The sequence below is a fragment of the Curtobacterium sp. MCBA15_009 genome (assembly GCF_001864895.1).
Lineage (GTDB): Bacteria > Actinomycetota > Actinomycetes > Actinomycetales > Microbacteriaceae > Curtobacterium.
In genome coordinates this window covers 211,492-224,254 of record NZ_MJGO01000037.1, presented here as the reverse complement: position 1 = coordinate 224,254, position 12,763 = coordinate 211,492, and the positions used below count along the sequence as shown (strand labels likewise).

Here is a 12,763-nt window from a genome sequence, read left to right as displayed (position 1 = left end):
AGCGACAGTTCTCCGCGGATGGTTCGCGGACAACTGTCGCTTTCGCGGACCGCCCTTAGGCGGCCCCACGGGAACTGTCGCTCTTGCAGACCGACCGGCCCGACCAGCGGGGCCCAGCCGACCGGCCCGACCAGCGGGAGCCGGCCGACCGGCCCGCCGAGCGGGCGTCAGCCGGCGCCGACCGCCACTCGCCCCAGGCGTCAGCCGACGCCGAGCAGCGCCTCCAGCGGTCCGCGCGCGAAGTACAGCAGGAAGCCCGCGGCGACCACGTAGAGCAACCACGAGACCTCGCGGCCGCGGCCGGACAGCAGCTTGATGAGCACCCAGCTGATGAAGCCGGCGCCGATGCCGTTCGCGATCGAGTAGGTCAGCGGCATGACGACGATCGTCAGGAACGCCGGCAGGGCCGACCCGAAGTCCGTCCACGAGATGTCGGCGACCTGCGCGACCATGAGCGCGCCGACGACGACGAGGCCGGCGGCGGCGACCTCGAGCGGGACGACCTGGGTGAGCGGCGTCAGGAACATCGACGCCAGGAACAGCAGACCGGTCACGACCGAGGCCATGCCCGTCCGGGCGCCCTCGCCGATGCCGGAGGCCGAGTCGATGAACACGGTGTTCGACGAGACCGAGGCACCGCCACCGGCGATGGCACCGACGCCCTCGACGACGAGCGCCGACTTCAGGCGCGGGAAGGTGCCGTCGGGCTTCGCGACGCCGGCGGCCTTGGCGAGGCCGGTCATGGTGCCCATCGCGTCGAAGAAGTTCGTGAACACGAGGGTGAAGACGAGCATCGACGCGGCCAACGGTCCGATGCGGCTGAACGCGCCGAACAGGTCGGCGTGCCCGACGAGCGACAGGTCGGGGAACGCGAAGAGCGCACTCGGCAGGCCGGGGGCGTTGAGGTTCCAGCCGGTCTTCGAGTCGACCGAGGTCGGCACCTGGAAGACCGCCTGCAGGATGATCGCGATGATCGTCGTCGCGACGATGCCGATGAGCAGCGCACCCTTGACGCGGCGGGCCATGAGCGTGCCGATGATGATCAGGCCGATCAGGAACACGATGGTCGGCAGGGCGCCGACGGAGCCGTCCTCGCCGAGCTGCAGCGGCGGCGACGACAGGCCGGAGGACCGCACGAAGCCGGAGTCGACGAGCCCGATGAACGCGATGAACAGGCCGATGCCGACCGTGATCGCGGCCTTGAGCTGCGCGGGCACGGCGGTGAAGATCATCGTCCGGATCCCCGTCAACGCCAGGACCACGATGATGACGCCGTTGATGACGACGAGGCCCATCGCCTCGGCCCACGTGACCTGCTGCACGACGCTGACGGCCAGGAACGAGTTGATCCCGAGGCCCGCGGCGATGCCGAACGGCAGGTTCGCGATGACGCCCATCGCGATGGTCATCAGCCCGGCGACGAGACCGGTCGCCGCGGCGACCTGTGCGTTCTCGAGCCAGCCACCGCTGACGTCCTTCGCGGCCTGGTCGGCGCTGAAGCCGCCGAGGATGAGCGGGTTGAGGATGACGATGTACGCCATGGTCACGAACGACACGAGGCCGCCGCGGACCTCGCGCGGGATCGAGGACCCGCGTTCGGTGATCGAGAAGAAGCGGTCGAGGCCGGTCGCGAAGCGGTTCCGGTGTGGGGTGTCGGTCTTCGTGGCGCTCACCGACTGAGTTTAAAGGACGCTGGGTTTCGCGCGTGTCACAGGATCCTCACAGGGCTTCCGGACAGGAGGCCCGGCGCGCGTCCCCGGGGACGTCATGGCGGGCGGCCGCTCGCGTCCACGGCGCGCGGCTGGTGTTGGATGAGCGGGTGACGTCTCCCCTGGACCGCGCCCGCGTCGAGGCCGCGGTGCGCGAACTCCTGCTCGCCGTCGGCGAGGACCCCGACCGCCCCGAGCTGGTGCGCACGCCGTCCCGGGTCGCCGACTCGTACGCCGAGTTCTTCAGCGGCATCGGCACGGACGCGGTCGCGATCGCCCGCGACGGCACGGTGCACGCCGAGGACGGGGAGCGCGGTCGGCTCGTCGTCGTCCGCGGCATCCGGTTCCGCTCGGTCTGCGAGCACCACCTGCTGCCGTTCCTCGGGGTCGCGCACCTGGCGTACGCCCCGGGCGAGCGGCTCATCGGCCTCGGCACCCTGTCGCGCGTGCTCGACGCGGTGGCCTCCCGCCCGCAGCTGCAGGAACGGCTCGGCGAACAGGTCGCGGCGACCATCGCCGAGGGCCTCGGCGCAGCGGGCGTGCTCGTGGTCCTCGACGCACAGCACCAGTGCGTCACGAGCCGCGGGGAGCGCCAGAACAGCTCGACGACCGTGACGGTCGCGGCGAACGGCACGCTGGCCGGCGCCGCGGAACGGGCCGAGGCGATCGCGCTCATCGGTGCCGGGTCGGCCACGCCGCCGGCCGCCGAGCCGGGGGCGGACGCGTGACGAGCCCGCCCGGGTGGGTCGTCCCCGAACTGCGCGACCCGGTCCGCACGATCGGACGGCGGACCGTCGACTTCGACCACCGCATCGCCGTCATGGCGATCGTGAACCGGACGCCCGACTCGTTCCACGACCGCGGCGCGACGTTCGCGCTCGACCGTGCGGTCGCGGCGGCCGTGCGCGCGGCGGAGCAGGGTGCGGACTGGGTCGACATCGGCGGGGTGAAGTTCGCGCCGGGGCCCGAGCTCCCCGCGGCCGACGAGATCGACCGCGTCGTGCCCGTCGTGCGGCAGCTCGCCCAGGAGTCCGACGTCACGATCAGCGTCGACACCTTCCGACCCGAGGTCGCGGCCGCGGCGATCGCCGCCGGCGCGAGCGTCGTCAACGACACGACCGGACTCCGCGACCCGCGGATGGCGGACGTGGTCGCCGACTCCGAGGCGACGGTCGTCATCACGCACTCGACCGCCGAACCGCGCCGTCCGCTCGCCGCGCCGCCCCGGTACGACGACGTCACCGCGTCCGTCGTCGGGTTCCTGCGCGAGCGGGTCGACCGGGCGCTCGCCGCGGGGATCCCGGAGTCCCGGATCGTCGTCGACCCCGGCCACGACCTCAACAAGAACACGGTGCACACGCTCGAACTGACCCGGCGGTTGCCCGAGGTCGTCGCACTCGGCTACCCCGTGCTCGCGGCGGTGTCGAACAAGGACTTCGTGGGGGAGTCGCTCGGCCGCCCCCGTGGCGAGCGCCTCGCCGGGTCGCTCGCCGTCGCCACCCTCAGTGCGGTGCTCGGCGCCCGGATCGTCCGGATGCACGACGTCGCCGAGAGCGTCGACGCGATGCGCATGGTCGAGGCGACGCTCGGCTGGCGGGCACCGGTGGAGTCGAGGCACAACACGTGAACCCGCTGCCCCCGTCCGTCGCCGACCTGTCGGACGACGACCTGCTCGCGCTCTACACCGACGGCGTCGGCGACCGCTGGCTCCGCGTCAACTTCGTCGCGACCCTCGACGGGTCGGCGACCGCGGCGGGCCGGACGGGTGCGCTCGGTGGTGCCGACGACCTGCGTGTGTTCGACCTGCTCCGCCGGGTGGCCGACGTCGTGCTCGTCGCCGCCGGCACCGTCCGTGACGAGGGCTACGGCCCGATGGTCCTGCACGACGCCGACGTCGCCTGGCGGCGGGCGCGCGGCCTGTCCGACCACCCCGTCTTCGCGATCGTGACGAACTCGGCGTCGCTCGACGCGTCCTCGCGGGTCTTCACCGAGGCACCGGTGCGGCCGGTCGTCCTGACGTCGGCGTCCGGCGCGGCGTCGTCGTCCGGTCGTGCCCTGGCCGAGGTCGCCGACGTCGTGGCGTGCGGGGCTCCGTCCGTCGACGTCGCCGCGGTGCTCGGCGCGCTGGCCGCCCGTGGGCTCGGGAGCATCCACTGCGAGGGCGGTCCGTCGTTCCTCGGGGCGCTCGTCGCCGCGGACGCCGTCGACGAGCTGACCCTGACGATCGACCCGTCCCTCGAGGGCGGCGCCGGACCCCGCATCGCGACAGGGTCATCGCCCGAGCTGCGGCGGATGCGGCCGGCACACGTGCTGCTCGGCGAGGGCGGGGTGCTGTTGACGCGGTGGGTCCGCGCACGCTGACGGGCCGTTCGGGCACCGAGTGAGCAGGAGACGTCGCCCCGGCCCGCTCGACCCGACGTCTCCTGCTCACTCGACACCGCCCCGGGCCCGTCGGACACGCGGGCGCTAGGGTCGGGCGTGTGATCGACATCGTGGCGTCCGGGGTCCTCTTCGACATGGACGGGACCCTGGTGGACTCGACCGCGGTGGTCGAGGCGACCTGGACGCGCTTCGCCGAGGAGCACGGCATCGACCCCGCCGAGATCCTCGCGTTCTCGCACGGCCGCCAGGCGATCAGCACGATCCAGCGCTTCCTGCCCGACCTGGACACCGACGAGCAGCTGCGCATCGCCGCCCGCCTGGTCGACGAGGAGAGCGCCGACACCGAGGGCATCGCCGAGATCCCGGGCGCCGCGGCGTTCGTCGAGCGGCTCCTCGCGGCCGGCGTGCCCGTGGCGCTCGTGACGAGCGCGCCCCGCGACCTCGCCGTCGGGCGGATGGCCGCCGCCGGGCTGACGATGCCGCCGGCGTTCGTGCCCTCGGAGGACGTCGAGCACGGCAAGCCGCACCCCGACGGCTACCTGCGCGGCGCCGCCCTGCTCGGCGTCGACGCCGCCGACTGCGTCGCCTTCGAGGACGCGCCGGCCGGGCTCGAGTCCGCGATCGCCTCCGGTGCGACGACCGTCGTGGTGGGCGGGCACGAGTCGGACGTCACGGCCGGGTTGCACCGCGTGCCGGGGTACGACGGCATCACCGTGACGGCCGACGGGGCCGCTTTCCGCATCCGAGGCTGAACGTCGGCTCCGTCCTGCGGACGTGCCCAGCCGTCGGCGACGACCCTGGACGAGCGGCCGGGACACCGACCGCGCAGGAAGTGCGGCCGGAACCACCGGGCCGCGGAAGGAGCGACCATGGCAGCCCTCGACGGCAAGAAGATCCTCGTCATCGCGACGAACTACGGCGTGGAGCAGGACGAGATCGTCGTCCCCACCGACCAGCTGCGCGAGCGCGGTGCGACCGTGACGGTCGCGGCGCAGGAGTCCGGCTCGATCGCGACCCTCGTCGGCGACAAGGACCCGGGCAAGTCGGTCGACGTCGACACCACCATCGACGGTGTCACGGCGGCGGACTACGACGCACTCGTCGTCCCCGGCGGCACCATCAACGCGGACACCCTGCGCACCGACGGCCAGGCCGTCGCGCTCGTGAAGTCGTTCGTCGAGGCGGGCAAGCCCGTCGCCGCGATCTGCCACGGTCCGTGGACCCTCATCGAGGCCGGTGTCCTCACCGGCAAGACGATCACCTCGTACCCGTCGCTCCAGACCGACGTCCGCAACGCCGGCGCGGAGTGGGTGGACCAGGAGGTCCAGGTCGCCGACGGCTTCGTCACCTCTCGCAACCCCGACGACCTGCCCGCCTTCGTCGACGGCATCGAGCGCGTCCTCACCGCGTAGGACCGCACCCGCCGGTCAGCGCAGCGCGACGGGGCGGGTCGTGCGGAGCACCGCGGGTCCGAGGGTGAGCACACCGTCGGACTCGGGGTCGCACCGCACGCCGCCCCGTCCGCGCATCGCCCGGAACGCCCCCGGCGCCACCTCGTGGTCCATCCAGGCGCAGGGGTTCGCCGGCCGGTGACCCCGGAACAGCACCGGGACCGACCCGTCGGCCGTGCTCGTCAGCGAGAACGGCTCCCCGCGGAGCGCCTCGACGTCGGCCCCGCGCAGGAACACGTTCCGCCGGGTCGCGACCGGGTCCACCGGTACCCCGAGCTCGGCGCCGACGGCCTCGAGCGACTCCAGGCCGATCACCGTCACGGACGCGTGCACGTGCGCCCGCGAGGCGAAGTACCGGTCCCCGACGATCCCGAGGCCCGCGCGCAGCTCGACACGGTCGCGGCGCTCGTCCGGATCGGTCGGCAGCACCGGTTCGGCGCCGTCCGACGGCCGCCCCAGGTACCGGTGCCGCCGTGACACCAGGAGCAGCGCGACCTCGACCTCGGTGGCGTACGGCAGGTCGCCGGGACCGGCCGCGTCGTCTCCGGAACTCACCCGCCCAACGCTAGTCGGGCCTCCCGGTCGACCGCCCCGCTCCTGACGCGACCCGCACTGCCCCGTCCGATTCCCGCCAGAACCGCGTCGGTGGTGCGTGCCACGCTGGACCGGTGTCCACCCCCGTCACCGACCCGCTGCACGCCGAACGGCACCGCGTCGTCGCCTCGCGCGACGCCCGGTTCGACGGCCAGTTCGTCACGGCCGTGCACTCGACCGGCATCTACTGCCGGCCGTCCTGCCCCGCCAGGACCCCGAGCGAGGCCGGCGTCACCTTCTACCGCACGAGCGCCGCGGCACACCTCGCCGGCTTCCGTGCGTGCAAGCGGTGCCTGCCCGAGGCCACGCCGGGCAGCCCCGAGTGGGACCTGCGCGAGGACGTCGCCGGACGCGCCATGCGCCTCGTGCTCGACGGCGTCGTCGAACGGGACGGCGTTCCGGGCCTCGCCGCCCGCCTCGGCTACTCCGAGCGACAGCTCAACCGGATCATGACCGCCGAGCTCGGTGCCGGCCCGAAGGCGCTCAGCCGGGCGCACCGCGCGCAGACCGCACGCACGCTGCTCACCTCGTCCGACCTGCCCGTCGCCGACGTCGCCTTCGCCGCGGGGTTCACGAGCGTCCGGCAGTTCAACGACACCGTCCGCGAGGTCTTCGCCGTCACCCCGACCGAGCTCCGCGCCCGGCGCACCACGCGCGCGACCCCCGACGGGGACCTGCACGTGCACCTGCCCGCCCGCGAGCCCTTCGACGCGCAGGGCCTGCTCGACTGGCACGCGCTGCACGCGCTGCCGGGCACGGAGCAGGTGGGGCTCGACCCGGCCGGCCGGGTCACCTCCTACGGTCGGGTGCTCTCCCTGCCAGGAGGCCCGGCCCGCTTCACCGCGACGGCTGCGGTCCCCGGGACGGCCGGGTCCACGGCGTCGGGTCGCGGCACCGGCATCGACCTGCGGGTCCGGGTCACCGACCTGTCGGACCTGCCCGCACTCGTCGCGCGGGTCCGTGCCGCCTTCGACCTCGACGCCGACCCGGTCGCCGTCGACGCCGTCCTCGGGTCGGTCCCCGAGCTCGCCGAGGCCGTGGCCCGCGTGCCGGGCATCCGGCTGCCCGGGGTGGTGGACGCGCACGAGCTGGTGGTGCGCACCCTCATCGGGCAGCAGGTCTCCGTCGCGGCGGCCCGCACGGCGCAGGGCCGGCTCGTCGCGGCGCTCGGCAGCCCCGTCGACCCGGCCGTCGCACCCGACGCGGTGCTGTTCCCGTCGGCGGCCGTGATCGCGGAACGGGGCGCCGAGGTCCTGCGCGGTCCCGCGGCGCGGGTGGACACGATTCTGCGCGTGACCGCGGCGCTCGCCGACGGGTCGCTCGTCGTCGACGCGGCGCAGTCGGTCGACGAGCTCCGCGCCGGGCTGCTCGCCGTGAAGGGCATCGGACCGTGGACCGCCGACTCGGTGGCGCTGCGGGTGCGGCACCACCCGGACATCCTCCTCCACAGCGACCTCGCGGTGCGGAACGGTGCACAGGTCCTCGGCCTGCCCGGAACGGCGCGCGAGCTCTCCCTATGGTCGGAGCAGGTGGCGCCCTGGCGGAGCTACCTGACGATGCACTGCTGGCGACCGGTCATCGACCGCGCGATGGCCGCGGCAGCCGTGCGCCCCACCGACTCCCGGAAGGACGAACGATGACCCACGCGACCATCCAGACCCTGGACACCCCCGACGGACCCTTCACCGTGCTCGAGGACACCGAGGGGCGCGTGCTCGCCTCGGGGTGGACCGACTCGGTCGACCGCGTCCTCGGCCGCATCGCCGACCGGCACCGGCCCCAGCACGTCACCGTGGGCCGGGTCGCCTCGGCCGGGGCGGTCGACGCCTTCTACGACGGCGACGTCGAGCACGCGATGCAGGTGCCGGTGCGGCAGTTCGGCACCGAGCTCTTCGCCGAGGGCTGGCGCCAGTTGCGCCGCATCCCGGCCGGCACGACCCTGACGTACACCGGCTTCGCGGCGGCGATGGGCCGACCGGACGCCGTCCGCGCCGCCGCGAGCGTGTGCGCACGGAACGCCCCGGCCCTGTTCGTGCCGTGCCACCGGGTCCTCCGCTCGGACGGCACCCTCGGCGGCTTCGCGTGGGGGCTCGACGTCAAGCGCTCCCTGCTCGAGCGGGAATCGGTCGGCACCTCTGCGCTCGTCTGAGCCGGCCGGCCACCGGAGCGCCGCCCGGGGCCGCGGTGGCAGACCGACCGTTCCGCCCTTCCCCCTGGTTGCGGGTGTCGACGTGGGAGCGCTCCGCTGTCACGATGAACGGACCGACCCGCACGGTCCGACCCGAGGACCCGACGCAGCGCCGTCGACCCACCTCGCAAGGACACCATGGACCAGCACGTCGACCGCACCGTCGTCTCCGCCGACGGGACCGTCATCGCCGTCACCGACTCGGGGACCGGGCCGGCGCTCGTCGTGCTCGCCGGCGCCTTCGACCACCGGGACAGCCACTACCTCGGACGGGTCACGACCGCCCTGCGCGACCGCTACCGCGTCATCACCTACGACCGCCGTGGCCGCGGGGCGAGCGGGGACACCCGGCCGTGGTCGGTCGACCGCGAGGTCCAGGACCTCGCCGCCGTCGTGGCGAGCGTCGACGGCCCGGTGTCCGCGCTCGGCATCTGCGTCGGCGCCGGTGTGGTCCTGCGCGCCCTCGCCGCCGGTGTGCCGATCGACGCAGCCGTGCTGTACGAACCGCCGTACCGGGCGAGCGTCGACCCACACGCCGACGACGTGGTGTTCGCCGACCTGCTCGACGAGCACGTCGCCGCCGGTCGCCGTGCCCAGGCGGTGCGCGCCTTCCTCGCGCACGTCCTCGGGGTGCCGATGGGACAGATCTCGGCGCTGCGCCTGCGGAGCGGGCTCTGGCGGTCGCTCGTGGCCGACGCGCACGTGCTCGGCCGCGACGTCCGGGTCATGAACGGTCTGGCGATCCCGGAGCGCGTGGCCTCGGCCGTCGGCGTGCCGGTGCTCGTCGCCGCGGGGTCGGACAGCCTCGAGTGGATGCGTCGGGCGGCACGCGCCGTCGTCGGGGCCGTGCCCGGGTCCGAGTACACCGAGGTCGCCGGGCAGGGCCACGTCCCCGACCCCGCGGCCGTCGGTCAGGTGCTCGACGCGTTCCTCGCCCGGGTCGGCTCGCCGAGCAGCTGACTGCGAGAGGATGGAGGGGTGAACGCACCCCGCCTCGGTCTCCTGCTCGACGTCGACGGACCCATCGCGAGCCCGGTCTCGCGCACCATCGCGATCCCGAGCATCGTCGACGACATCGTCGCCCTGGCCGCCGAGGGCATCCCCGTCGTCTTCAACACGGGTCGGAGCGACGCGTTCATCCGGAGCGAGGTCGTCGGCCCGCTGCTCGCGGGTGGCCTCGCCGAGGGCGGCCGCGTGCACGCCGTGTGTGAGAAGGGCGCCGTGTGGTGCTCGATCGGTCCGCAGTACGACGGCGGGATGGGCGAGCTGACCGTCGCCGAGGACCTCGCGCTCCCGCGGGACTTCGCCGACGAGATGCGCGACCTCGTGCGCGCCGAGTACGCCGACCTGGTGTTCTTCGACGAGACGAAGCACGCGATGGTCTCGATCGAGCAGCGCGTCGAGGTGCCGAACGCCACCTACCTCGCCCGCCAGGCCGAGTTCGACGCGAAGGCGATGGCTGCGCTCGAGCGTCGTGGCCTCGGCGTGCGCCGCCTCGACGACGTCCGCCCCGATGCCGACGGTGCGGTGCAGTGGCGCATCGACCCGACCATCATCTCCACCGACGTCGAGTCGGACCGCAGCGGCAAGGACCTCGGCGCGGAGCGGTCGCTCGAGCTCCTGGCGCAGGACGGCGACCTGCCGACGGCCTGGCGCACGATGGGGGACTCGCGCAGCGACTACGCCATGGCGGACTGGCTGCACGCGAACGGCCACGAGGTCGCGCACGTCGACGTCCGTCCCGCCGACGGTGTCCCGGCGACGCCGTACCCGGTGCTCACGGCGCCGGACGGCGTCATCCACGACGAGGCGGGCGCACGCTTCCTGGCGGACTGGCGAGCGGCCCGCTGAACCGACCCGCCGCCGGGCCGGGAGTCGGACGTCGGAGCCGCACCGCGCCTCCCGGCCGTCCTGCCTGCGGTCCTGCGGTCCCGCGGTGTCGCGGTCGGCACCGGGTTCCCGGGACCGCACCGTCCGGGCGGACGCTTTGCGTGACGCGGTGGTACACCAGTACCCTTCCGAGGTCCGCCGCCCAGTCGATGACGGGAACCACCCCATGGCACCGAAGCTCCGCATCAAGTCGATCGAGGCCAGTCTGGCCGACTCCGAGGAGCAGGGCAGGTCCCTGAAACGCTCCCTCCGGACGTTCGACATCGCCGCGATGGGCATCGCGGTCGCCGTCGGCGCCGGCATCTTCTCGGTCGGCGCGAACGCCGCCGCGAACTTCGCAGGGCCCGGCGTCATCATCTCGTTCCTGCTCGCCGCCGTCACCTGCGGCCTGGCGATCATGTGCTACGCCGAGTTCGCCTCGACGATCCCGGTCGCCGGCTCCGCGTACACGTTCACGTACGCGACGATGGGCGAGCTGCTCGCCTGGATCGTCGGGTGGGACCTCATCCTCGAGACCCTCACCGCCAGCGCCGTGATCGCGAAGTACTGGGGCATCTACCTCAGCACCGCGTTCGACGTCTTCGGCGTGACCCTGCCGAGCACGATCCAGCTCGGCCCGATCCCGTTCACCTGGGGTCCGGTCCTGATCGTCGGGATCTTCACGGTGCTCCTGGCCTTCGGCACCCGCCTGTCGTCGCGGGTGTCGGCGGTCATCACGGTCATCAAGGTCGCGATCGTCGTGTTCGTCATCGTCGCCGGCGCGTTCTTCGTCAAGGCCGCGAACTTCACGCCCTTCATCCCGCCGGCCTCACCCGCCCGTGGTTCGGAGGGCAGCGTCTGGACCCAGTCGCTCGTGTCCTGGTTCACCGGCTCGGAGCCCGCGCAGTACGGCGTCTTCGGCCTGCTCGCCGCGGCGTCCCTGGTGTTCTTCGCCTTCATCGGCTTCGACGTCGTCGCGACGAGCGCCGAGGAGACCGAGAACCCGCAGAAGACCCTGCCCCGCGGCATCTTCATCGGCCTCGGCATCGTGACCCTGCTCTACGTCGGCGTCAGCATCGTCATCACCGGCATGGTCTCGTACCAGCGCCTGGCAGAGGAGAAGGCGCCGTCCCTGGCCTCGGCGTTCGACATCGTCGGGCTGCCCTGGGCCGCCGGCATCATCGCGATCGGCTCGCTCATCGGCCTGACCACCGTCGTCATGGTGCTGCTGCTCGGTCTGTCCCGCATCGTCTTCTCGATGAGCCGCGACGGCCTGCTGCCCCGCTGGTTCTCGAAGACCAACGCGAAGACGCAGACCCCGGTCCGCGTGCAGGTCGTCGCCGGCGTCGTGGTCGCACTGCTCGCCGGGTTCACCGCTGTCGACAAGCTCGAGGGCATGATCAACATCGGCACGCTGTCCGCGTTCGTCCTGGTGTCGATCGGCATCGTCGTGCTGCGGAAGTCGCGGCCCGACGCCCCGCGGGCCTTCCGGGTGCCGTGGTCGCCGGTCCTGCCGATCATCTCGGCGGTGCTGTGCTTCTGGCTCATGCTCAACCTCGAGGTCGAGACGTGGCTCCGGTTCGTCGTCTGGCTCGTCATCGGCTTCGCGATCTACTTCGGGTACAGCCGCCGCCACAGCCGCGTCGGCCAGGGCATGCAGTAGGTCCGTTCCGTCACGCCACGTCCCGTCCCCGCCGGAACCAGGTTCCGGACACAGCACCGCGCGGTTGCGTGGTGCTGTGTCCGTTTCACGGTGTGGTGGCCCGCCGGGGGTGCGGTGGCCTGCCTCCTAGAGGCCGACGAGCAGCAGGACGCCGAAGGTGAGCATCACGACGGCGACCAGGCCGTCGAACACCCGCCAGGTCCCCGGCCTCGCGAACAACGGCCGGAGCAGCCGTCCACCGAACCCGATGGCGGCGAACCAGAGACAGCTCGCCGCGACGGCGCCGACGGTCCACAGCCAGCGGTCGTCGACGCCCTGCTGGTTCGCGACCGATCCGAGGAACACCAGCGTGTCCAGGTACACGTGCGGGTTCGCCCACGTGAAGACGAGCATGGTGAGGACGGCCGTCCGCACGGTCACGTCCCGGTCGCGCCGGTCGGCGGCAGCCGCTGCTCGGGGCGCACCCGCGTCGCGCCCCCGCACGGGCACCGCGCCCGGATGAGTCGGGGCGCGATGCCCGTCCACGGGCGCGGCGGACGCGGGCGCCGTCACCGCTGGCACGCCGTCGTCGGCCGCCTCGGACCCCACGCGCATCGCGTCGCCCGAGGGGCGCAGTGCCCGCCGTGCCGCCAGCACCCCGTACGTCACCAGGAACGCAGCGCCCACGAGCCGGATCACCACGACCGCGGCCGGGAACCGCTCGACCACCGCCCCGACCCCGAGGACTCCGGCGACGATGAGCACGGCGTCCGAGGCCGCGCACACCACGACCGCCGCGGCCACGACACGGAGCCCGGCACCCACCGCGAGCCGGAGCAGGTACGTGTTCTGCACGCCGATCGCGACGATGAGGGCCAGGCCGGTGCCGAGGCCGGAGAGCAGGGGGATCACGCTCCGACCATAGGGG

At 73.3% G+C, this 12,763-nt stretch carries 13 protein-coding genes; 10 read left to right on the top strand and 3 right to left on the bottom strand.

The window, feature by feature from the left end; translation table 11 throughout:
- Positions 1-200: 200 nt before the first annotated feature.
- Positions 201-1,673, bottom strand: a complete 1,473-nt coding sequence (locus BIU97_RS09340) for an NCS2 family permease (RefSeq protein ID WP_071259529.1) — start codon at positions 1,671-1,673, stop codon at positions 201-203.
- Positions 1,674-1,819: 146 nt separating this feature from the next.
- On the opposite strand from BIU97_RS09340, the gene folE reads away from it, so the two are divergent.
- The 5 genes from folE to BIU97_RS09315 all read left to right on the top strand — a co-directional run bounded on the left by folE (position 1,820) and on the right by BIU97_RS09315 (position 5,503).
- Complete coding sequence (gene folE / locus BIU97_RS09335) at positions 1,820-2,437, top strand: GTP cyclohydrolase I (protein ID WP_071259533.1); 618 nt, start codon at positions 1,820-1,822, stop codon at positions 2,435-2,437.
- Complete coding sequence (gene folP / locus BIU97_RS09330) at positions 2,434-3,336, top strand: dihydropteroate synthase (protein WP_071259536.1); 903 nt, start codon at positions 2,434-2,436, stop codon at positions 3,334-3,336. Before folE ends, folP begins: the two co-directional genes overlap by 4 nt.
- The gene (locus tag BIU97_RS09325; RefSeq protein ID WP_071259539.1) at positions 3,333-4,070 is read left to right on the top strand and encodes a pyrimidine reductase family protein; all 738 of its coding nucleotides are present in this window, start codon (positions 3,333-3,335) and stop codon (positions 4,068-4,070) included. The genes folP and BIU97_RS09325 overlap by 4 nt, the downstream gene beginning before the upstream one ends.
- Before the next feature lie 119 nt (positions 4,071-4,189).
- Positions 4,190-4,843 carry an HAD-IA family hydrolase gene (locus BIU97_RS09320; RefSeq protein ID WP_071259542.1) on the top strand — a complete coding sequence of 218 codons (654 nt, stop codon included), beginning with the start codon at positions 4,190-4,192 and terminating at the stop codon, positions 4,841-4,843.
- Between the two features lie 117 nt (positions 4,844-4,960).
- On the top strand, positions 4,961-5,503 hold the full coding sequence (locus BIU97_RS09315; RefSeq protein WP_071259545.1) for a type 1 glutamine amidotransferase domain-containing protein: 543 nt from the start codon (positions 4,961-4,963) through the stop codon (positions 5,501-5,503).
- A gap of 15 nt (positions 5,504-5,518) precedes the next feature.
- On the opposite strand, the gene BIU97_RS09310 is transcribed toward BIU97_RS09315, so the two are convergent.
- On the bottom strand, positions 5,519-6,097 hold the full coding sequence (locus BIU97_RS09310; protein ID WP_083404755.1) for an MOSC domain-containing protein: 579 nt from the start codon (positions 6,095-6,097) through the stop codon (positions 5,519-5,521).
- 113 nt (positions 6,098-6,210) lie between these two features.
- Here BIU97_RS09310 and BIU97_RS09305 point away from each other — a divergent pair, with 113 nt between their 5' ends.
- The 5 genes from BIU97_RS09305 to BIU97_RS09285 all read left to right on the top strand — a co-directional run bounded on the left by BIU97_RS09305 (position 6,211) and on the right by BIU97_RS09285 (position 11,856).
- Positions 6,211-7,776 (top strand): DNA-3-methyladenine glycosylase 2 family protein, encoded by a 1,566-nt coding sequence (locus tag BIU97_RS09305; protein ID WP_071259548.1) that lies wholly within the window; start codon positions 6,211-6,213, stop codon positions 7,774-7,776.
- The gene (locus tag BIU97_RS09300) at positions 7,773-8,285 is read left to right on the top strand and encodes a methylated-DNA--[protein]-cysteine S-methyltransferase (protein WP_071259551.1); all 513 of its coding nucleotides are present in this window, start codon (positions 7,773-7,775) and stop codon (positions 8,283-8,285) included. The genes BIU97_RS09305 and BIU97_RS09300 overlap by 4 nt, the downstream gene beginning before the upstream one ends.
- A 177-nt stretch (positions 8,286-8,462) precedes the next feature.
- The gene (locus tag BIU97_RS09295) at positions 8,463-9,284 is read left to right on the top strand and encodes an alpha/beta fold hydrolase (protein ID WP_071297496.1); all 822 of its coding nucleotides are present in this window, start codon (positions 8,463-8,465) and stop codon (positions 9,282-9,284) included.
- Positions 9,285-9,302: 18 nt separating this feature from the next.
- Positions 9,303-10,175, top strand: a complete 873-nt coding sequence (locus BIU97_RS09290) for a hypothetical protein (RefSeq protein ID WP_083404756.1) — start codon at positions 9,303-9,305, stop codon at positions 10,173-10,175.
- 205 nt (positions 10,176-10,380) lie between these two features.
- Entirely contained in the window at positions 10,381-11,856 is a 1,476-nt protein-coding gene (locus BIU97_RS09285; RefSeq protein ID WP_071259561.1) for an APC family permease, read from the top strand.
- 126 nt (positions 11,857-11,982) lie between these two features.
- On the opposite strand, the gene BIU97_RS09280 is transcribed toward BIU97_RS09285, so the two are convergent.
- A complete protein-coding gene (locus BIU97_RS09280) occupies positions 11,983-12,747 on the bottom strand; it encodes a LysE/ArgO family amino acid transporter (RefSeq protein ID WP_254782954.1) in 765 nt (254 codons plus the stop codon).
- Positions 12,748-12,763 lie beyond the last annotated feature (16 nt).

Coding starts and splice junctions, on each gene's coding strand:
- BIU97_RS09285 (WP_071259561.1), top strand. CDS start 10,381: ATGGCACCGAAGCTCCGCATCAAGTCGATCGAGGCCAGTCTGGCCGAC.
- BIU97_RS09315 (WP_071259545.1), top strand. CDS start 4,961: ATGGCAGCCCTCGACGGCAAGAAGATCCTCGTCATCGCGACGAACTAC.
- BIU97_RS09295 (WP_071297496.1), top strand. CDS start 8,463: ATGGACCAGCACGTCGACCGCACCGTCGTCTCCGCCGACGGGACCGTC.
- BIU97_RS09300 (WP_071259551.1), top strand. CDS start 7,773: ATGACCCACGCGACCATCCAGACCCTGGACACCCCCGACGGACCCTTC.